Source organism: Portibacter marinus (assembly GCF_021533195.1).
Taxonomy (GTDB): domain Bacteria; phylum Bacteroidota; class Bacteroidia; order Chitinophagales; family Saprospiraceae; genus Portibacter; species Portibacter marinus.
Window position 1 is genome coordinate 243,844 of record NZ_JAJNKB010000002.1, and the last position, 21,627, is coordinate 265,470.

Genomic DNA, 21,627 nt, shown 5'->3' on the forward strand with positions numbered 1-21,627 from the left:
AAATGTTACTATAACTACTCAGAATTTTGAAAATCAAGGAGTGACTATTACCAACCTTTTTGTTGTTATGCGTACTCCTTGGGCATCTGTGATGGCCCACAAATAAGTACCTTTACCGAGGAAGCTAAAATTGTATTTGGTAGAAGATAGCTTTCGATTGATGTCAAGTTCATCTCCCCAGAGTTTTTTCCCTATGATATTAAAAACTTCGAAATAATACTTTCCTGGCTCTAGATTCATCAATTCTAATTTCACATCTCCATAGGTTGGATTAGGTGATAAAATCAAACGCTTTTCGTCAGTATTAGCAGGAACGTAATTGTCAATAGTGCCAGGTGCTTTAACCTCAATATTTTTGATTGATCCATTTTCATTCAGTAAAATAGAAGCCAAAGGTAGTGGTTCTTCATTGGCATAAAAGACATATGACTTTTGCGTCACGGTGCCGAGAAGCTCACCAGTGGGGTCCAGTATATAATCGTTAATTTTTGACCACTTTCCAGCACTGTAGATCTCAAGCGAAGTCGTTGTCCTGGAAGTAATTTCCTGTCGAAGAACATCAAAACGGTCATATGGTAAAAATAGCGTACCGGATGCATCTACTCTGAAATCCCTTACTTCACTCACTTTTAGTCTGAGAGAATCTGCTGTAATCGGAAGTTTCTTCTGGATCAATTGTGGAATTTGGTTGCCAGGCATATAGAAAAAGATGTTTGAGCGATCCGTTTTTTCTGATCGATAGGAAAGAGGGCCGTACGCTACCAACTTAGGCGATTCATATTTTGCAAAAACGATAAAGTCACTGTTAAGCGGATGAGGTCTTTGAATGGCCACTTCATATAATTCATCTCCCTGCCTCTTGAATAAGCGATAGATCTTATTTCCGGAATGAATGAAAAAATCATAATCAAGCGCATTAAAGATAAGAACAGGATCCGGCGGTAACATGGTGGTCTGATAGATCAGACCCGAATTAAGCGTACTGAAATCCCATTCCTGATCGGTCCCTTGTCTTCCGAGATTCACTTCCGGCATATCATCAATAAAAGTATTGTAAACATCATTTACCTTAGGGAGAATACCTTCATCGATAGTGATCTGGCCTTTCAGGAGCACAGGCAGTATAAATATGATTACAAATACACTTCTTTTCATCATTGCACGCACGAAACTACAAAAGTAATCGCCCAGATAGAACTACCCAAATGATTAATTTATTTTAATACATTCTTTTATACTAATGTGTTCAAAGTGTCTACAACCTTTGTAATTCTAAATTTTTTAGATACTCTCCATCCGACTGCATCAAGTCCTCATGGCTGCCCGACTGAAGAATGCGACCTTCTTTCATGACAACGATAAGATCTGCATTTTGAATGGTGGAAAATTTATGTGCGATAGTGATCACCGTTCTGTTTTTCATGGCTTTTTCCAGTGCCTGCTGAACAAGTGCTTCGGATTCTGCATCCAGAGCGGAAGTAGCTTCATCAAGAATGAGAATATCTGGATCTTTTAGGATAGCGCGCGCTATGGTAATACGTTGGCGCTGTCCACCGCTTAACTTGGACCCTTTGTCCCCTACGATGGTGTCGTAACCGTAGTCTAGTTCCATAATAAAATCATGTGCATTAGCCACTTTTGCGGCCTGGATGATTTCATCTTCGCTTTTATCTTCCATACCGAAACAAATATTATTGCTTATGGTATCGTGGAATAGTGTAGGTTCCTGGGAAACTATGCCATAAAGATTTCTAAGACTTTTCAGATCGATGCTTTTAATAGGGATGTGGTCGACTAAAATATCGCCCTGATTTATTTCATAGAATCTGGGAAGCAAGTTGACCAGAGTAGTTTTTCCCGACCCTGAAGCTCCTACCAATGCATAATGTTTGCCCTTGTGGATCGTCAGATTGACGTCATCCAACACTTTTATATCTGAGTTGGGAAAACTAAACGTCAAATCCTTTATCTCAATCTTTTCAGTTAATTCGTCTTTTATTACTCCATTTTTTTCTGACAGAATAATATTTTGGAGATCATATATGGACTGTATTCGTTCCAAGGCCGCTGTGCCTTTTTGAATATTATAATATGCAGATGAAAATAATTTAGATGGTTCTATAACCTGATAAAAGGCAAAAATAAAGGCGAAAAAAGTCTCAGGCTCTAATCGATCACTGAAGACCAGAGTAGATCCATAATAAAGTAGAACGGTAACTACTGTGATGCCTAAAAATTCTGAAAGGGGAGAGGAAAGATCCCTTCTCCAGATAATCCTTGTAAGCGTACGCATATAACTATCATTGACTTTCCCGAATTTATTCAACTGTGTCTTTTCAGCATTAAATCCTTTGACGGTTCGGATATTACCAATGCTTTCTTCCGTTACGCTAATCATTTCACCTAGCTTGCTTTGGGCGGCATGTGATTGTTTCTTTAATGATTTAGAAATACCGCCTATGATGACTACTGTGATCAATAGGAGCACAAAAACAAATGTGGTCAACTGCGGACTGACATATATCATGAATAATAGGCTGCCGATGATGATGAGCGGAGCTTTAAAAATGGCTTCGACCACATTGAGGATACTGGCCTCCACTTCTTGTACGTCCGAACTCATTCGACTGATCAGATCCCCTCTTTTTTCATTTGAATAAAATGACAACGGTAATTCCATATATTTACTCATTAATTGACTCCGAATATCTCTGATGATACCGTTTCTTGCAGGTGCTAAAAAAAATAGTGCCAGGTATCGAAAGACATTTTTTAGCAGAAAAACGACCAGGAAAAAGAGGCAGATGTAAAGGAGTGCCTCTTTACGATCCAGCGAATTGATGATATCCGAAAAATAATATTCAATATAGGCCATCACATCTGTGGAAGAACTGGGTTCTTCCAAAACCTTAGGAGTTTTCTGAAAAAGAATCTGAAAGAAAGGAATGATGAGTGGGATCGAAAAAACGGCAAAAACAGCCATCAGAATGTTAGCCCCTATGGCTGCTATCACATGAGATTTATAATGAGCAAAGTAGCCTATTAAATCTTTAATCCCTTTCATTTAGGCGAAAAGTATCCATGAAGGAAGTATCAAAATTTCCTTCTATAAAGTTCTTGTCTTCCATCAATTGTTTATGAAATGGGATGGTCGTCTTGATCCCTTCTATGATGAATTCATTCAAAGCTCGTCTCATTTTCGTTATACATTCTTGCCTGGTTTGAGCTTTGCAGATCAATTTTGCAATCATAGAGTCATAATACGGTGGAACAGTATATCCAGCATAAACGTGGGTATCTACTCTGACGCCATGCCCTTTTGAAGAATGAAAAGACTCAATTTTGCCGGGACTCGGCCTAAATCCATTGTAGGGATCCTCAGCATTGATCCGACATTCTATAGCGTGTAATTGCGGAATGTAATTCTCGCCGGTCAACTTTTCACCTGCAGCCACTTTGATTTGCTCTTTAATCAGATCGTGGTCAATCACCTCCTCTGTTACCGGATGTTCCACTTGTATTCTGGTATTCATTTCCATAAAGTAAAACTTACGATACTTATCCACCAGGAATTCAACAGTTCCGACACCTTCATAGTTAATACATTCTCCTGCACGTATGGCCGCTTTTCCCATTTCTTCTCTGAGCTCATCGGTCATGAAAGGTGAGGGAGATTCTTCGACTAATTTCTGATGCCTCCTTTGAATGGAGCAGTCTCTTTCTGAAAGATGAATTACCTTTCCATGCTGATCTCCTATGATCTGAATTTCAATATGACGAGGTTCTTCCACAAATTTCTCAACATAGATCCCATCGTTACCAAAAGAAGATTTGGCTTCCTTTCGGGCACTGTCCCACATCTCCTCAAACTTATCCTCAGACTTGACAATTCGCATACCCTTTCCTCCGCCGCCTGCAGTGGCCTTGATCATGACAGGATATCCGATTTCTTTCGAAATTTTCTGACCTTCCTTGACATCCTTAACCAGCCCATCTGATCCGGGAACTACTGGCACTCCGGCTTTGATCATTGTTTCTTTCGCAGTTACTTTATCTCCCATTTTACGGATCATTTCCGGCGTGGGACCTATGAATTTAATACCATATTGTTGGCAGACTTCCGCAAAATCTGCATTTTCTGCCAGGAATCCGTAGCCTGGATGAACAGCATCTGCATTGGTGATTTCCACCGCAGCCATGATTTTGGGAATGCTGAGATAGGAATCTGCAGAAGCGGGCGGTCCTATGCATACCGCTTCATCTGCAAATCGTACGTGCAGACTGTCTTTATCAGCTGTAGAATAAACAGCGACCGTAAGAATATCCATTTCCTTGCAGGTTCGAATGATTCTTAAGGCAATTTCTCCTCTATTAGCAATGAGAATTTTATTGAACATATATGAGCATTAATTTAACTAGGGTCAACCAGGAATAATACCTGATCGTATTCTACCGGAGATGCATCCTCTACCATGACTTTCACAACTTTGCCACCAACTTCGGATTCGATCTCATTAAAAAGTTTCATAGCTTCTACTATGCAAACAACTGATCCCTTTTCAATGGTATCACCAACTTTCACATAAGCTGGCTTGTCTGGAGAAGATGATCTGTAAAAAGTACCTACAATGGGAGACTTCACTTCCAGTAAGTTCGCATCACTTCCCTTATTTTCCTTGGATTCTGTAGGTTTTAGATCTGGCACTGAATCTCGTGTTTGTGGGGCTGGGCTTGATGCGGCTGGAGCAGCTGCTGGAGGAGGAGTAAATTGGACTGCAGCAGGAGCTGGCGGATTTTTGCCTTTAATCATGTAGTTTTTAGTCCTAATATTGATTTTGAACTCACCTTCTTTGATTTTCACTTCAGTAAGTTCTGTTTTGTTGACCAATTTGATCAATTCAACGATTTCCTTGTAATTCATTGTTATTGTTTTGCTCTTTCGACGTAAGAAGAAGATGCGGTATCAATTTTGATCTTATCTCCCTCATTAATAAATAATGGAACTCTTATTTCTGCGCCAGTTTCCACCGTTGCTGGTTTCATTGCATTGGTTGCAGTGTCTCCCTTTACACCTGGTTCTGTATAAGTAATTTCCAGGACGATATATTGAGGCATCTCCATAGTCAATGGAGTATTATCCTCAGTGTTAAATAAAATTTCTACAATCGATCCTTCTTTTAACAAATCCGGAGCAGGTACAATTTCTCTTTGAAGCAAAATTTGTTCAAATGTTTCCTGATCCATAAAGTGAAGGCCCATGTCATCGCTGTAGAGGTATTGAAAATTCTTGCGTTCTACTCTAACATCATCTATTTTATGTCCTGCCGGAAATGTATTATCGATTACTTTTCCGGAAGTCAGGCTTTTTAGCTTTGTTCTCACGAATGCATTTCCCTTACCCGGCTTAACATGCTGAAATTCAACCACTGAATAGATATCGTGGTTGTATTTGATACATAATCCATTTCGAATATCTGAGGTACTTGCCATTTTCTCCTTTAAAATATTTCTAAATATAAGTTAATATGCCCACTTTAATAAACTTGATCCCCAAGTAAATCCCCCACCAAAAGCAGTTAGTATTAAATGATCTCCTTTTTTCAATTGATCTTCGTAATCCCATAAACAAAGTGGGAGCGTCCCGGCAGTGGTGTTTCCGTATCTATGAATATTAACCATCACTCTTTCCATCGGGAAATCCGCAAATGCAGCAACCGAATTGATGATCCTCATATTGGCCTGATGGGGCACCAACCAATCGATTTCATCTTTAGTAATATTATTTCTGTCAAATATTTGCTGAACCGTCTCAGTCATTCCTTTTACAGCAGCTTTAAATACCGGTCTGCCATCCTGAAAGACATAGTGCATCCCATTTTTTACCGTTTCTTCACTGGTGGGATTTAAGGATCCACCACCCTTCATATTCAAGAAGTGCCTTCCATTTCCGTCTCCTCTAAATACAGAATCGATTACGCCAAAACCCTCATCATTGGGCTCAAGCAAAACCGCTCCTCCTCCATCACCGAAGATTACACAAGTCGTTCTGTCTTTATAATCAATAATGGAAGACATCACATCTAGACCGATTACAATCACTTTCTTTAATCTGCCACTCTCTATGTAGGTAGCACCAGAAGACAAAGCAAAAAGAAAACCTGAGCACGCAGCGTTGATATCATAGCCAAACGCATTATTGATTCCTGCCTTGTCACAAATAATATTAGCTGTATCAGGAAACTTCATGTCTCCAGTTACCGTCGCACAGATGACAAGCTCAATATCTGCAGGATCGGTATTTGTTTTTTCCAGTAGACCTTTTACCATTTCAACTCCCATATCAGAAGCTGCTTTACCTTTGTCTTTCAGGATACGACGTTCTTTAATTCCCGTTCTTGATGTGATCCAGTCATCACTTGTCTCTACCATCTGCTCTAATTCCTTATTAGTGAGAACATATTCAGGAACATAGCCATGGACTCCAGTAATCGCCGCTAAAGTCTTACTCATATCAGCATTCAAATTTGAGGTGCGAAACTATGAAAAATGTTAACAATATAATAAAAATATACGCTTTTCACGGATTAAATCATGAATGTATGACCAATATTAATGCTATGTAGATTGCTTTATGTCAATGTATTACGCATATGGAAATTACTAAATTGATCATTTGAACCCCCTTATTTTTTATCAAGCAGCTGTGAATTGGTATTCTTTTTGCATCAATTAAGTTGTTAAAAACCAGCAGGTAACAATTAAGATTTTTTAATCATGTGAATTCTGCTAAAGTTGAATGCCAATGATGAGATATATTCCTATAATTTTATGCCTTTTATTAGGCGGTGTAAACACCGTTAAAAGCGAATCTTATACCTTTGATTTTTACAATAGTGATTTTGAGGCCGCTAAGAAAAAAGCCGGTGAAGAGGGGAAATTATTCTTTGTGGATTTTTATGCTCAATGGTGTGCACCGTGTAAATGGATGGAAGAGACCGCTTTTCAGGATGTTGAGGTTAAAGCACTATTAGAAAAAAATTACATCTCAGTCAAAGTAGACATCGATAATCTTGATGGTTATTCCCTCAAGCAAAAATATGATATTCGCATTCTTCCCACCATACTCATTTTTAACTCCAGGGGAGAAATGATTGCTAGAATTGAAGAGACACTTTCTTCCAGAAAATTGGCCCAATTACTCAATCATCATAATATTGACGAAAATAAAGTAGTTGCCAAACATACAGTGAATCAATCGCCCAGAAACGACAAAGAAACTTTCAAGTCTTTTTCTCTAAAGCCTGAACCTGCGCAGCAAAAGGATCATCAAGCTACAGGACATCGATACCGAATACAGATGGGGGTCTTTCATGAGTTTGAAAACACTTATGATCTGGTGAGTCAACTAAAGTCCAAATTTATTGAACCAGTCATAGTACTCAATGAAACGAGAGGAGATAAGATGCTTTACAAAGTGTTAATGGGATCCTTCGAAACAGCAGCAGAAGCAGAAGGATACAGAGCAATACTCAAGCGAGACTTTAACATGGACGGTATTGTAAAATAATTAGCTTTTACTAGGGCCAAAAGTGGTTCAAGCACACTAATTTTCTAAAAATTAATGGAGAGCCATTCTTTTTAAGCGGAGGATGGTTTTTTTTATGTTAGTGATGACATAAAGCAAGGTCTAGATGAATTATTAGAGCAGCATTTTTCATATTTGCGGCATCAAAAAAATGGGTACAGAAAGCGTGAATACGTAGCAATAAAGAAGACAAACGCACGTTTTTTATGCTGAATTATAATTGACAAAACATATTAAAGAAATCCTTTATGTATCTTCGCGACTTTAAAGGAATTCTGTAAAGTAAAAATCATAGATGAATTTAAGAGGAATTTGCTGGGGGGTCTTAGTGATGCTATGTGTGGGATCGTTAAATGGACAGAGAGCTGAAGAGGTAAAAGGATTGGTGAGGGACGTACAATCGGCATTTCGTGCTTGTCCTGAAAATGCAGGTGTGATTAATATGATAGATTTTGATGGCCAAAGTAATTCCACAGTTTTCCCAGGGCCCATTTACCTCTGTTATCAGGATAAATTTACCATTGAACAGCAAGGACCTTTCGATCCAGATTGTAATGACCCGGATCCATTGACCATTCCAGGGATCGGATATGCATTTTATAAATGTCAGCCCGACCCGGCCATTACAGGTCCGTCAATCACTAATGTAACCAGTGATAATTGTTTGGAGGACAATCCGCCACCAACGGTGATGAATGGATTTTATTCCTACAGAGATAAGATTAATGGTGATGCCCTTTTCTTTAATGAGGGACAAATTCAAGACTTTTTCAATAACGGAGATCCTGAAAGCATGTGGTTTGCTCCGATCACCTTTGATAACTTTGCAGGAAATGTAGTCATTGAACAAACCGGAAGTGCAGTAGATGTAAGCTCAGACCAAGCTTTCGAGGTGATTTACCTGAATGAGGTAGTCATTAGTAATAAACAAATTGGCGTAGGTGGCAACCCATTAGCAGGAAGTTTCCAGATATCCGGAGGCGTCGCTGAATGGGATCAATTGCAAGGAACACCTTCTGACTACAAAGACATAGGCATATATAAGTTAGGGGCAATTAATGTCAGAGGAACCATTCAGGGAGGTAGTTATACACATGGAGATGTGGTGAATTTTACAGTTCCTGAAGAGGGCGAGTATGTAATTTATGTGGAAGATGAGAAAAGCTGTGGAACGTCTATGCTCGTAAACTTCACCGACATGCAGGGTACAATGACCATTAATATAGGTTCCTTTACAGATATGCCGGGTGGTAATCAATGTGTTTCGTTTTGCGTTGAAGACTTTATAGATATCAATACCATTCAGTTTACCATCAATTTTGACCCTAACTATCTGACTTTTGACGTCTTACAAAACTTTAATCTTTTTGGCTTAAGTGCCAGTAATTTTGAGGACAGCGATGCTGAAAATGGAATTCTTAGATTCACCTGGTTTGATCAGGAAACTGTGGGAAAGACCCTGGCCAATGGGGAATGCATATTTGATGTCTGTTTTGATGTGAACAATGATTCACCTCTGGGAGGTTGTTCAGATATTGCCATTTCTGGCAACGTGGTACCTATTAGCGTCTCGCAACAAGATCCTGATGACGTAACCAACACATTTTCAATTGATTTAATCCAGAATCCAGGTCAGGCTTGTATTGATCCCGGTAGCAACCTTACCGCATTAATTAATACTTGTAATGCAGCATCCGGTTCTTTTTCCGGTTCAGTAACTTTTCAGGTTTTTGGTGGATCTGGCCCCTATAGTTATGTACTTGATGGTCCTCTTTCGGGGCCTGTAAGTGGAAGTGGACTACAAGCTGGTGAAGAAATTTTTATTGGTAATCTATCTCCTGGAAATGGTAATTTGTTGACCATCACTGATAATGATGGAAATACTTTTATGCAGACGGTATCAATCGGCAACGGAAACCCATTGATTATTGACGTAGTGGGTATGGATCCATCATGCTTTAATTTCTCAAATGGTCAAGTCCGTGCCAATGTTGTAGGTGGAACAAGCTTCCCTGATGGTAGCTATATGTATGAATGGTCCAATGCCATCTTTAATGCAGAATCCATCGACGGCCTGACCGCAGGTAGTTATTCGGTTACGGTTACGGATGCTAATGGCTGCGAAGTAGAAGCGACAGAGTATATTGGTAAAGATCCTATAGATGTACAACTTGATGTGACAACGCTTCCTACATGTATTTCATCTAATGATGGTACTGCAACAGCGACCATAACAGGAGGAACTCCAAATGCTTCAGGAGATTATAATGTCAGGTGGGAAGGTGATAACATGCCGACTGCCTTTGATGTAGGAGAAATGGTCACCAATAATAGAATACAGGGTGGATTATTCAGCGTCGTCGTTACAGATAATAACAATTGTATTTGGGAAGAATTTTTCGAAGTTGGTGCACAAAAAGAACTCATGGCCAGATTCGATTATGATCAAAATGTGCTCTGCGCAGGGGATCAAGAGGCCATATTCCGAGTTTACGGAGAGTATGCTGATGGAGCACCATTTGATCTTGATGGCGCTAATTCGCCGGTGGAACCCATGGGGACACAAAAGGCCAACGGACCTGACCACGTATTTTTCAATGGACTGGGTGAAGGCACTTATTCATTAACGCTTACCGATGAAGTAACGGGCTGTCAGGTCGATACTACATTTACCATATTTGCCCCTGAAGAACTAATTCTAAATGCTTCAGCAATTTTTTCGTGCACCTCTACAACGGGTGGTGAGATCTTGCTGAGCGCCACTGGCGGTACGCCGAACTATACTTACCAATGGGCGGATGGATCGACAGAAGAAGACAGAAGCAACCTCAATGAAGGTTCCTATGCTGTAACTTTAACAGATGGGAATGGTTGTCAGGATTCTTTCTCCGTCGATTTAATGATGGGTGCTTCGGTGAGCATAGATGCATTCATCGTAGAACCTATTAGCTGTGAGCCGGGTGCGACAGGATCCATACAAACCGAAACATCAGGTGAAATAGGCAACATTAGTTTCAGTTGGGAAGGACCCGGAGGACCATATAATACAAAAGATCTTGCTGGACTTGGTCCGGGGACCTACTACCTCACGGTCACAGACGATCAAGGTTGCATGTCTAATGATTCAGTCATGTTGGTTCAGGGAGAGGTTTTTACATTCGATGTCACAGCGTCTCCCCCATCATGCACCAATACGCCCGATGGTTCTCTCGCTATTACCATCAATGATCCTGGTACCTATACCTATCAATGGGCACATCCTAATAACAATAACACAGAAATATTATCAAATATACCTGCAGGCGATTACTTCGTGACCATTACTCAAGAGGGTGGATGTTCTCAAATAGACACGCTGACGCTGGATAGTCCGGCTAGTATAGATATCGCAATCACTGATCGTTCCCCTACTTTATGTTCATATACCAACGATGGTTCTGTCACTGTTATGGCTTCCGGAGGTGTAGTGGATAATGGGAATTATGGCTTCTTTTGGTCATCAGGAGAAGCAGATGCCATTGCTGCTAATACCTCCTCAACGGCTTCGATGCTTTCCAGCGGAATACAATATGTAGTGGTTGTAGATGAAATGTGCTTTGACACTTTGTTTTTTGAAGTGGAAGCACCTGATTCACTGATGTTGAATATGGACGGTACTCAGATTACCAATGCCACTTGTTTTGGAGATGGTGATGGTAGTGCAACACTGGTTTCCATGGGTGGAACTCCTGGCTATCTTTATTTCTGGCCTGATGATAATATAGACGATGCCACTAATACTGGTTTAAATGCTGGATTTCATAGATTTGTGTTAGCGGATGCCAATGGCTGTTTGACCATTGACTCCATATTAATTGAGCAACCGGATTCACTGATTGCCGAAGTTGATGCCTCCAGAACCATGAACATAGGATGTGGCAGCGATGACGATGGATTAATAGCCATTCAGGTTTCTGGCGGTGATGAGGTCAATGGTTATACCTATCAATGGTCCGGAGATATAAGCAATAGCGATATTGCAAGTAATTTAAGCCCTGGAATGTATGAGATCACTGTCACTGATGTCAATGGTTGTATTGATTCCACATCTTATGAACTCACTTCTCCGCAACCCATTACGGCTGAAATTCCGACTCCAGAGGATCCTATCTGTTTTGGTGATCAGACTTGTATCGGTATTAACAGCGTAGCAGGAGGTTCAGGTTCAGGTTATCGGTTTTCGATAAATAATGGACCACTTTTCGCCATAGACAGCTGTGTCAATGTATTTGCAGGGGTATATGAGATTGCTATTTTTGACAATACAGGATGTTCTTTTGATACTTCTCTGATCATAGAGCAACCAGAAGAATTGATACTAAACCTGGGGCCCGATATCCAAGTGGATCTGGGTGACAGTACAACAGTTATTGACATTGCTATTGAAGGCCCCAATCCCATTATAGATGTGAACTGGGAACCCAATACTGATTTTGGTTGCCTGAATGATGATTGTTCCAGAATAGCAGTATTTCCCAATGTGACCACCTTATATAATGTGAGTGTGATGGACAACCAGGGATGCATGGCTGAAGATGAAATTCTGGTAGAAGTGGTCAAAATAGTAAGGGCTTACTTTCCCAATGCTTTTTCTCCGGATGGTAATGGAATCAATGATGTTTTCAACGCTTATACAGGTAGAGGCATTCAAAGCATCGATGAATTTCGGGTATTTGATCGTTGGGGCAATGAAATGTACGGCATCAGAAATCTGCAACCTAACAATGGTGGAACAGAAGGTTGGGATGGAAGAGCCAATGGAAGAGAAGTGGATTCAGGAGTATATGCTTACTTCGCTAGAATTACATTAATTGATAATGAAAAAGTAATCGTCAGAGGAGATGTGACTTTGCTGCGATAGTGAAATTCTATGCACTCCTTAAATAAAAAATAACCAACAAGAATTACCGCTTTATGATGAGGTAATACTTGTTGGCTTAAATCATCAAATTTTAACTTTTCACCTTAATTCCGCAACCAATCGCTTTTGTAGTAGCGGGATCGGGATCATTTCCTGCTTCTAATGCCTGGATGGCATCTTCCACATACTTTTGATCAGCGGAGGCAGCATCTCTGGCGTTGTTATCGATTGCACCGATATACTTAACCACCTTATCAGCGTTCAACAAAAATACGTGAGGCGTTTTACTTGCTCCATATTGAGGAAATACTTCCTGACCTTCATCTATCAGGTATGGAAAAGTAAATCCTTTTGATTCTGCTCTTTGCTGCATATTCTCATAACTATCTCCAGGCTGTATATTGGGATCATTTGGCATGATGGCTATGACAGGATAACCCTGAGAAGCATACTTGTTGTTCAGATCATTAATTCTGTCTTCATACATTTTGGCATACGGACATTCATTGCAGGTAAATATGACGATGTAGCCTTTGGCATCAGGGTAATCTGAAAGGGATACCATTTCACCATTAACGTTTTTTAATTCAAAATCAGTAGCTGTATCACCGATTTTATATCCATCTCCAGGGATGGTTGCTGAAATCAATACGGACGCTGTTAACAACAACATCGCAAATCTTAATACAAAATTTTTCATTCTAAATTTTTTTAGAGTTTTTTAATATAATGTTCAATATCGTCAACAGAGTGCATTTCCTGATCGGTAAATATCCGCTGGTCGCCCTTCATAAATAAGGTTGCTGGAATAGTACCAGACCAGGAAGCATCCACTTTGTCTATCCATTCATTCTCATTCGGATCATCTAATACATACAATTCCGATTTTAATTGATGGTTCTCAATAAATGGAACGAATCTGGATTGAATATGCTTCGGGAAATCAAGACTTATCAATAAAACTCTGATTTTTTTAGATTGATTTGTCTTGAGAAAGCTTTCAAAGTAAGGCAACTCTTTGACACATGGCGCGCACCAGGTTGCCCAAAAATTGACTACCAGGATATCCTCATCAGATGCTTCTCCTAATAACGCTTCTAATTCTTCGAAGGACTGAAAAACCTTATACTCAATGCTATCCGAAAATTTCACCTTTACGGGCATCGGTGACACATTCGTCATGGAAGTGCTAAGAAGCCATTGACATAAAAGAAAGACCAAAAGATACATTTAATTCAACTTGTATTTGATATTCATACGATCAAGTTCTGCCACGAATTCATGATCGACATTCACTTTATACTGGTTCGACATCAAATTTAATTTCACTTCTGATTTTCTGTCTATCAGTACCATCTTTAACTTATGATCACCCTTATGTGTTGTACACAAAGAGCTAAAATCTTCGATAAGTGCTTGATTAACAAACTTTGCAGGCATCAAAACGGTAATGAATTTAGTCATTTGTTTGCCAATGGATTCCAGAAGTTTGATTTCCTTGGTTTTAAAAAACACCCTGTCACTATGTCTGTTTTTTTCAAAATATCCTTCGACATATAGCACTTCTCCATTGGTAATTAGATCCTTATACCTCATATAATCTTCGGAAAATAAAGCCAACTCCAGTGTTCCGGCATAGTCCTGAAGTGAAAATCTGCAATATCCAGTACCTCGCTTGGAAACACCGTGGAAAGCCTGAGTGACCAGTCCTGCCATTTTCAAAGTAGTACCCAGCACGTCCTGGGCTTTATCCAGTGGGCAGTTGGTAAAATTAGAGATCTCCAGTTGGTAGTCATCCAATGGATGGCCACTGATATAGATGCCCGTCACCATTTTCTCCTTCTCCAGTTTTTCAAGGGAATTCCAGGGCTCACATTCTGGAATCTCCGGCTCTGAAAGAAACATTTCGCTAAGATCACCGAAAAGCGAATTTTCAGACATTGATTTCTGGGCCTGATAATCATTGCCGTACTTTGATGCATGCTCTATGTATGTCTCATATTTATCGGAAGGTTGGAAATACCTTGCTCTATTCCCATCATCTGTGGAATCAAAGGCTCCTCCCAAAACCAGACTCTCGAGGCACTTTTTATTTACGGCCCTCAGATTTAGCCTTTTGGTCAAGTCAAAAATATTCTTAAATGGGCCATCTTTTTGTCTTCCCGTCATGATTTCACCTACAGGACCTTCTCCTACACCTTTTAATGCTGATAAACCAAACCGAATGGCTCCTTGATCATTAACCGTAAAATTCAATTCACTTTCATTGATATCCGGACCCAGTACCTTGACACCTAATCGCTTAGCTTCTCTGAGGAAAAAGTTGATCTTATCCATGTCGCTCTTATTATGTGTCAATACAGAAGCCATGAATTCTGCCGGATAATGAGCCTTGAGATAAGCAGTCTGAAACGCAAGAATAGAATAAGCAGCGGCATGTGAGCGGTTAAAGCCATACTCTGCAAACTTAGCCATGATTTTAAAAATCTCGTCAGCCTTTTCCTCGTCTACACCCTTTTCCACGGCACCTTTGACAAAAATCTGGTGATGACGGTCCATTTCACTTTTCTTCTTCTTACCCATTGCTCTTCTAAGCATGTCTGCCTGACCGAGTGAGTAGCCAGCCATAATCTGGGCCGTCTGCATGATCTGTTCCTGGTAAACCATAATCCCATTCGTCGGCTTGAGCAAATCCTCCAGCCATTCATGTGGATAGATGATTTCCTCATCTCCATGCTTTCGGCGTATAAAGGAAGGAATATGGTCCATCGGTCCTGGGCGGTACAGGGCATTCATAGCGATAAGATCCTCTATATCCGTGGGACGCAATTCTTTGAGATTCATTCTCATCCCTTCGGATTCAAATTGAAAGATGCCAATGGTATCTCCCCTCTGAAATAATTCATAGGTTTTTTCATCATCGATGGGAATATCATCTGGTTCGATTCTTCGCTCTTCTCCAAAACGCTTGACGATATTTTCTATGGCATCCTTAATAATGGACAAGGTTTTCAAGCCCAGAAAGTCCATTTTCAACATTCCAGCATCTTCTACGACACTTCCATCAAACTGTGTGACCAATAAGTCGGTGTCCTTAGATGCATAAACGGGAATAAACTTTGTCAGATCATCCGGAGCAATGATGACACCAGCAGCATGTATACCTGTATTTCTAACGGATCCTTCCAGTTTTTGTGCCAAGGTCAGAACTTCACCTGAAAGGTCGCTTTGATTCGCAATTTCCTGTAATTTCTGAACCGCACTATAGTCGTCACCTTGCCACTTGGCTTTCAATTCCGCTTCAGATAATCCGAATATGTTTCTGAACTTAGTTCCCGGCCTGGAAGGAACAAGTTTGGCAATTCTGTCACTCTCATCCAATGGCAGATCCATGACTCTGGCCACATCACGAATACTTGACTTTGCAGCCATGGTGCCGAAGGTAATGATCTGCGCCACTTGATTTTTACCATATTTATCGACTACCCAATCAATCACCTGTTGACGCCCATAATCATCGAAATCAATATCGATGTCCGGCATAGATATCCGCTCGGGGTTTAAAAATCTTTCAAAGAGTAAATTATAGCCAATGGGGTCGATATTGGTAATTTTCAGACAATAAGCTACCACTGAACCAGCAGCTGAACCTCTTCCAGGTCCCACTGACACGCCCATTTGTCTCGCCGCGTCTATAAAGTCCTGGACAATAAGAAAATAACCATCAAAACCCATGTCCTTGATGATTCCGAGTTCGAGTTCTATTCGCTCTCTCACTACCTCAGTGATCTCACCATATCTCGTTTTTGCACCTTCGTACACTAAATGGCGCATGTATTCCGATTGATTTTTAAATTGACTCGGCAGCGGAAAATTGGGGAGTAATATATCTCGTTCCAACTGTGGAGATTCTATTTTTTCATAGATTTCCATGGTATTCGCAATGGATTCTGGAACATCCTTAAACAGGTTAGACATTTCCTGTTGTGTCTTAAAATAGAAATCTGCGCTAGAAAATCTAAAGCGATCAACATCAGCTTTTTTGTTTCCTGTATTGACACACAGTAGAATATCATGAGGACTGGCATCCTCCTCTTCAATGTAGTGCGAATCATTGGTCGCAATGGCTTTAATGTTGTATTTCTTTGCGAATCCGAGTAGGACCTGATTAACATCTTCCTGAGAAACGCCTGTTTGGTCAATGTTTTCCAGGCCTCGATGTCTTTGAATTTCAATGTAAAAGTCTTCTCCCAACAGATCCAGCCACCATTGTACTTTCTTTTCAGCACCAGCTAAATCTCCGTTGATAATCGCCTGTGGGATTTCCGCACCAATACAGCAACTGGTGGCAATTAGGCCTTCGTGATACTGGAGAATCAGTTCTTTATCAATTCGGGGAAATTTACCGTAGAGCCCATCAATAAAACCTAAAGAGCAAAGTTTGGAAAGGTTTTCGTAGCCTTTTTGGTTTTTGGCCAACATCAACTGGTGGTATCGTTTATCTCTTTCACCCTTTGACTTTAAAAAAGATTGCTTTCGGCGATCATCTACAAGATAGAATTCACAACCTACGATGGCTTTGATCCCTCTTTTATTGGCCTCTGCGACAAATTTAAAGGCGCCAAACATATTTCCGTGATCTGTGAGGGCGACTGCCTTCTGACCGTCCTGCTGTGCCTTATCCATCATCGCTCCTATTTCAGATGCACCGTCCAGCAAGGAGTATTGGGTATGGCAATGTAAGTGGCAAAATTCCATAGGTAGGTTTTATATTTGCAAAATTAATATATAAAATACAAACGGGACAGGTTATGACAAAACATTGACTTAAAAATAATTATGAAAATTTTCACCTCTCTTTTAGGAAAAAAATTTATCTTTGCAGTCCTTTTTAAAAAATGTGTTAAACAAACATTATGAACGCTGTACAAGTCAAAGCAGAAAAGAGAACAGATGTAGGGGGTAAAAGTTCCAAAGCCATCAGACGAGAAGGTAAAATTCCTTGTGTCATTTATGGTGGTGGAAAGAACGAATATTTCACAGTTACGCCTAATGAAGTAAAAGAAGTCATTTACACACCTGATTTTAAAGTGGTGGAAATTGATGTAGATGGTGATGTATCAAAGTGCATTGTAAAGGATTTGCAAATGCATCCGGTGACAGATGAGATTCTGCACATTGACTTTTTGCGATTAATCGATAATGCGAAGATCAAAGTAAATTTGCCCATAGCTTTTAAGGGAGTTTCTCCGGGAGTAAAAGGCGGAGGTAGATTGATTCAGACCATGAGAACCATCAAGGTAAAGGCCTATCCTAGAGATTTAACGGATGTTCTTTATGTCTCGATCGAAGGACTTAAATTGGGTGATACTGTAAGAGTGAAAGATGTAGAATTGACTGAAGGATTGGAAGTTTTGGATCAGTTAGCACAACCAGTAGCAAAAGTAGCTGTTCCAAGAGCCCTTAAGAGTGTGACTCCTGCAGGAGAAGATGATGATGAAGATGAAGATGAAGATGGCGAAGGAGAAGAGGGAGGTACAGGAGATTCAGCTGAATCTTAGTGTTCGACTCAAATGTTAAGAAATATAAAGGGAATCGTTATGGTTCCCTTTTTTTATGCCCGGAATTGAACTAATGGCTTGAAATTTGCCGTTTTGTAATACAAATGATGGGTAGAGTAATCCATGACACGACAAAAAAAGACCGAAATCATTGACTTCGGTCCTTACAAAAATTGCAGTTCAACTAAATTCTAAAAATGAGTAACAAAATCTCTTTCGTTTATAAGAACGGATTAAGCTTTCTAATGCTGCTTTCATTTTTTGTAATTGGATCAGGTTTTGTGAAGAATGATTCAACTGAAATTAGTGAGAGAAAGAAAAGAAAAAATATTGTCAGAACTGCACAGAAGTATATCGGTTGTAAATACAGATCAGGCGGAAAAACAGCAAAAGGATTTGATTGTTCCGGTTTTGCTTATTGTGTGATGAAAGAGAATAATATTCAATTAAAGCGAAGTTCCCGAGATCAGGCGCTTCAGGGCGAGCCGATAAAAATAAGCAAACTAAAGCCCGGTGACCTGATTTTTTTTGCCAGTAAGTCGAGGATCAACCATGTGGGTATCATTTCCGAAAATGGTCGCAATTCCCTAAAAATGATTCATGCATCAAGTTCCAGAGGAATCATAGAAGAAGATATTTTGAAGTCCACATACTGGCAACAAAGGATAAAAGAAGGTAGGTCTGTTCTTTAAATGGGAACTCCTTGTCACTATATGCGTTAATTATTCTGTATGATTCCACTTTTAAGGCGATTAAGAAATTATTTTTTTGCTAAATTCGCAAATACAGATACAAATACGGAAAACATGATCAATTTAATACTATTCGGACCTCCCGGATCAGGAAAGGGTACGCAAGCGGCGAAATTAGTGGACAAGTATGAATTGTTACACATATCAACTGGTGATTTATTTAGGTATGAAATAGGTAACAATACTGAATTGGGAGTTAAAGCCAAATCATATATGAATAAAGGAGAGTTGGTTCCTGATGAAGTTACGATTGGTATGCTGCAGAATAAAGTCGAAGCGAACCCTGATGTCAGAGGTTATATTTTCGATGGATTCCCAAGGACGGAGCCACAGGCGGAAGCACTCGACCGCTTTTTAATGTCTAAAGGTCAAGAAGTCACTGCATTGATTGCACTTGACGTAGATGACGACGAAATTGTCAAACGATTGCTTGAGAGAGGCAAAACATCAGGAAGAGCTGACGACAGCAATGAAGAAGTCATCAGAAAAAGAATCCGCGTATATAATGAAACCACCTCAGTGGTTTATAATTACTATGACGAGAAAGGCAAGTCAGAAAGAATCGAGGGAAAAGGAACAATTGAAGAAATATTCAGTAGAATATGTGAAAGTATAGAAAAACTGAATGTCTGAAAAAAACTTTGTTGATTACGTAAAAATTTGTTGTAGGTCAGGAGCTGGTGGTAGTGGATCTGCCCATTTCTTTAGAGATAAGTCCACGCCGAAAGGAGGTCCTGATGGTGGTGACGGTGGTCGAGGTGGGCACATTATCATTAAAGGTAATGAGCAGATGTGGACCTTGCTGCCACTTAAATACAGAAAACATGTAATTGCCGGGCCTGGTGGAATCGGACGGGGAAACCATCAAACCGGTGCCAATGGTGAAGATGTTATTCTGGAAGTTCCTTTGGGAACGGTTGCAAGGGATGTCGATACTGGTGAAGAACTTTTTGAAATCAAAGAGCATGACCAGGAAGAGATTATTGCGGCGGGCGGAAGAGGAGGCCTCGGAAATTCACACTTTAAGTCATCCACCAACCAATCTCCAAGATATGCGCAACCCGGTGAACCGGGAAAAGAAGAATGGAAGATTCTGGAACTTAAAGTATTAGCTGACGTTGGATTGGTAGGTTTTCCTAACGCAGGTAAATCTACTTTACTCTCTGCCATCACAGCAGCTAAACCCAAAATCGGTAATTATCCATTTACTACATTGGTTCCTAATTTGGGAATTGTAAGTTATCGCGATGGCAGATCCTTCATTATGGCCGATATTCCGGGTATTATCGAAAAAGCCCATGAGGGTAAAGGTTTAGGACATCGATTCTTAAGGCACATAGAGAGAAATTCAGTTCTGCTCTTCGTGGTGCCGGCTGATTCTGAAAGTATCAGCAAGTCCTATCAAATATTATTAGATGAATTGGAGCAATATAATCCGGAACTTTTAGATAAAGAAAGAATACTTGGAATCTCTAAGGCAGATCTGGTAGATGATGAACTAAAAGCTTTATTAGAACCGGACATTCCCGACCAGATTCCTTATATGTTTTTCTCAGCAGTGACGGGTGAAAACTTAACCCAACTTAAAGATTTACTCTGGAAAACGATTAATTCGTAAGCACTCTGAATAATTCAGAAAAGTTTTTCGCAGCCTTAAAATTTGAATCACTATACCAGGTACACTTTAACATGATATAGGTGGGTTTACCTCCACTCTTTATCAATTCTAGTGTAATGTTGCCAAATAATTGCTCACCTTCTATTTTGTATTTCAACTTGGGTTTAAGGTAATATCTTAGCGTATTTTTAGTACCTCTATACTCTGTTTCACTGTTTTTAAGTGCATATCCAGCATCAATGATCTCATCTTTCCAGTAATTCCAGACTACTGATGGGCTAATATTTAATATTTCTGTACTCAGTCTGAATGCGGTGGTGGATTCATTCTTGAAAAAGAAGATGTTTTTATCATTTTGAATACCACAATTTTCAAAATCATCATAGCGGCTTTTCAGCCATTCGAAAAAATTATTACCGGAGTAGTCATTTTTCCATGGTATAAAAACTTCATAATCAGTATCTTCTTCCTTGAGATGCTCGATACTTAATTCGTTAGTACTGGTGTTGTTATTTTTGAATAATTTCATTGTCGGGGGGATCTTCTATATTTTTAGATTCATTTATGGCCTCAGTTGATTTTTCCCAAAATCCTTTAAACGCCGGTTTAAGTTGCTCAAAGGCTCCTTTCATTGTTCGAGGTATGGGTTCCAGATAAATATAAGAAATAGATTGCTCTTTTTGTTTTTCATTTAGGACATTAGTCTGATTTAAGAACCATAAAATATAGCCGTAAAAAAAGACCAATACTAATGCAAAGACCATTCCCCCGGCAATTTTATTGATAAAATTAAGCTTAACAGCTTTTAGCGTTTTTTCAAATATTCTTCCTATCAGGCGAACGATGAAAATAATAACTAAAAAACAGATGATGAAACCTAATATAAAACTAATGGTTGTCCCTAGTTTCAAGGTGCTTTCTATGAATTCAACAAAAAAGGGAGATAGCTTAAAGCTTAAAAGTAGTGCTATGATTAAGGATAGTACTGCATACAATGTCTTTATGAATCCTCTTGAATAGCCAATATAAAAGCCATATGCAAGAAAGACCACAAATCCTATGTCAATCCACATTTGTTCTATTTTTCAGTAAGCTATAAATTATTTTTGAACTTGGGCAGGATTTTTGGATTATAATTTTATATTTAAAGAAGTATTTATGGAGGAGGCGAAAAAAATGAAATTAGGATTTTAAATGTATTTATCGCCTTG

At 39.6% G+C, this 21,627-nt stretch carries 17 protein-coding genes; 6 read left to right on the top strand and 11 right to left on the bottom strand.

The features are described 5' to 3' along the window. Positions 1 to 33: 33 nt before the first annotated feature. From L2567_RS05185 to L2567_RS05210, 6 genes are all read right to left on the bottom strand, one after another. Positions 34 to 1,158: a T9SS type A sorting domain-containing protein gene (locus tag L2567_RS05185; protein ID WP_235296683.1), complete on the bottom strand. Its 1,125-nt coding sequence runs from the start codon at positions 1,156 to 1,158 to the stop codon at positions 34 to 36. Positions 1,159 to 1,255: 97 nt separating this feature from the next. Then, on the bottom strand, positions 1,256 to 3,064 hold the full coding sequence (locus L2567_RS05190) for an ABC transporter ATP-binding protein (RefSeq protein ID WP_235296684.1): 1,809 nt from the start codon (positions 3,062 to 3,064) through the stop codon (positions 1,256 to 1,258). After that, positions 3,051 to 4,397, bottom strand: coding sequence for an acetyl-CoA carboxylase biotin carboxylase subunit (gene accC / locus L2567_RS05195; RefSeq protein WP_235296685.1), 1,347 nt, complete (start codon positions 4,395 to 4,397; stop codon positions 3,051 to 3,053). Before accC ends, L2567_RS05190 begins: the two co-directional genes overlap by 14 nt. A 14-nt stretch (positions 4,398 to 4,411) precedes the next feature. Continuing rightward, a complete protein-coding gene (gene accB / locus L2567_RS05200; RefSeq protein WP_235296686.1) occupies positions 4,412 to 4,921 on the bottom strand; it encodes an acetyl-CoA carboxylase biotin carboxyl carrier protein in 510 nt (169 codons plus the stop codon). Between the two features lie 2 nt (positions 4,922 to 4,923). Further along, complete coding sequence (efp, locus tag L2567_RS05205) at positions 4,924 to 5,490, bottom strand: elongation factor P (RefSeq protein ID WP_235296687.1); 567 nt, start codon at positions 5,488 to 5,490, stop codon at positions 4,924 to 4,926. Positions 5,491 to 5,520: 30 nt separating this feature from the next. Then, a complete protein-coding gene (locus L2567_RS05210; protein WP_235296688.1) occupies positions 5,521 to 6,510 on the bottom strand; it encodes a beta-ketoacyl-ACP synthase III in 990 nt (329 codons plus the stop codon). A 292-nt stretch (positions 6,511 to 6,802) separates the two neighbouring features. Here L2567_RS05210 and L2567_RS05215 point away from each other — a divergent pair, with 292 nt between their 5' ends. Together L2567_RS05215 and L2567_RS05220 are read left to right on the top strand one after the other, a co-directional pair. Continuing rightward, on the top strand, positions 6,803 to 7,567 hold the full coding sequence (locus L2567_RS05215) for a thioredoxin family protein (protein ID WP_235296689.1): 765 nt from the start codon (positions 6,803 to 6,805) through the stop codon (positions 7,565 to 7,567). Between the two features lie 313 nt (positions 7,568 to 7,880). Next, positions 7,881 to 12,485 (top strand): T9SS type B sorting domain-containing protein, encoded by a 4,605-nt coding sequence (locus tag L2567_RS05220; RefSeq protein WP_235296690.1) that lies wholly within the window; start codon positions 7,881 to 7,883, stop codon positions 12,483 to 12,485. A gap of 91 nt (positions 12,486 to 12,576) precedes the next feature. On the opposite strand, the gene L2567_RS05225 is transcribed toward L2567_RS05220, so the two are convergent. From L2567_RS05225 to dnaE, 3 genes are read right to left on the bottom strand one after another with little or no spacing between them, the layout of a single operon-like run. Further along, a complete protein-coding gene (locus tag L2567_RS05225) occupies positions 12,577 to 13,185 on the bottom strand; it encodes a thioredoxin family protein (protein ID WP_235296691.1) in 609 nt (202 codons plus the stop codon). A gap of 11 nt (positions 13,186 to 13,196) precedes the next feature. Next, a complete protein-coding gene (locus tag L2567_RS05230; RefSeq protein ID WP_235296692.1) occupies positions 13,197 to 13,715 on the bottom strand; it encodes a TlpA family protein disulfide reductase in 519 nt (172 codons plus the stop codon). Beyond that, on the bottom strand, positions 13,716 to 17,243 hold the full coding sequence (dnaE, locus tag L2567_RS05235; protein WP_235296693.1) for a DNA polymerase III subunit alpha: 3,528 nt from the start codon (positions 17,241 to 17,243) through the stop codon (positions 13,716 to 13,718). 158 nt (positions 17,244 to 17,401) lie between these two features. Between dnaE and L2567_RS05240 the strand changes: the two genes are divergently transcribed. The 4 genes from L2567_RS05240 (at position 17,402) to obgE (ending at position 20,416) form a co-directional block, all read left to right on the top strand. Next, a complete protein-coding gene (locus tag L2567_RS05240; protein ID WP_235296694.1) occupies positions 17,402 to 18,046 on the top strand; it encodes a 50S ribosomal protein L25 in 645 nt (214 codons plus the stop codon). 197 nt (positions 18,047 to 18,243) lie between these two features. After that, the gene (locus tag L2567_RS05245; protein WP_235296695.1) at positions 18,244 to 18,738 is read left to right on the top strand and encodes a C40 family peptidase; all 495 of its coding nucleotides are present in this window, start codon (positions 18,244 to 18,246) and stop codon (positions 18,736 to 18,738) included. Between the two features lie 114 nt (positions 18,739 to 18,852). Then, entirely contained in the window at positions 18,853 to 19,431 is a 579-nt protein-coding gene (locus tag L2567_RS05250; protein WP_235296696.1) for an adenylate kinase, read from the top strand. Further along, the gene (obgE, locus tag L2567_RS05255; protein WP_235296697.1) at positions 19,424 to 20,416 is read left to right on the top strand and encodes a GTPase ObgE; all 993 of its coding nucleotides are present in this window, start codon (positions 19,424 to 19,426) and stop codon (positions 20,414 to 20,416) included. Before L2567_RS05250 ends, obgE begins: the two co-directional genes overlap by 8 nt. Here the strand turns inward: obgE and L2567_RS05260 are convergent. Both L2567_RS05260 and L2567_RS05265 read right to left on the bottom strand, forming a co-directional pair. Then, a complete protein-coding gene (locus L2567_RS05260; protein WP_235296698.1) occupies positions 20,406 to 20,945 on the bottom strand; it encodes a hypothetical protein in 540 nt (179 codons plus the stop codon). The two genes, obgE and L2567_RS05260, sit on opposite strands and share 11 nt — an antisense overlap. After that, entirely contained in the window at positions 20,926 to 21,489 is a 564-nt protein-coding gene (locus L2567_RS05265) for a CvpA family protein (RefSeq protein WP_235296699.1), read from the bottom strand. The genes L2567_RS05260 and L2567_RS05265 overlap by 20 nt, the downstream gene beginning before the upstream one ends. Positions 21,490 to 21,627 lie beyond the last annotated feature (138 nt).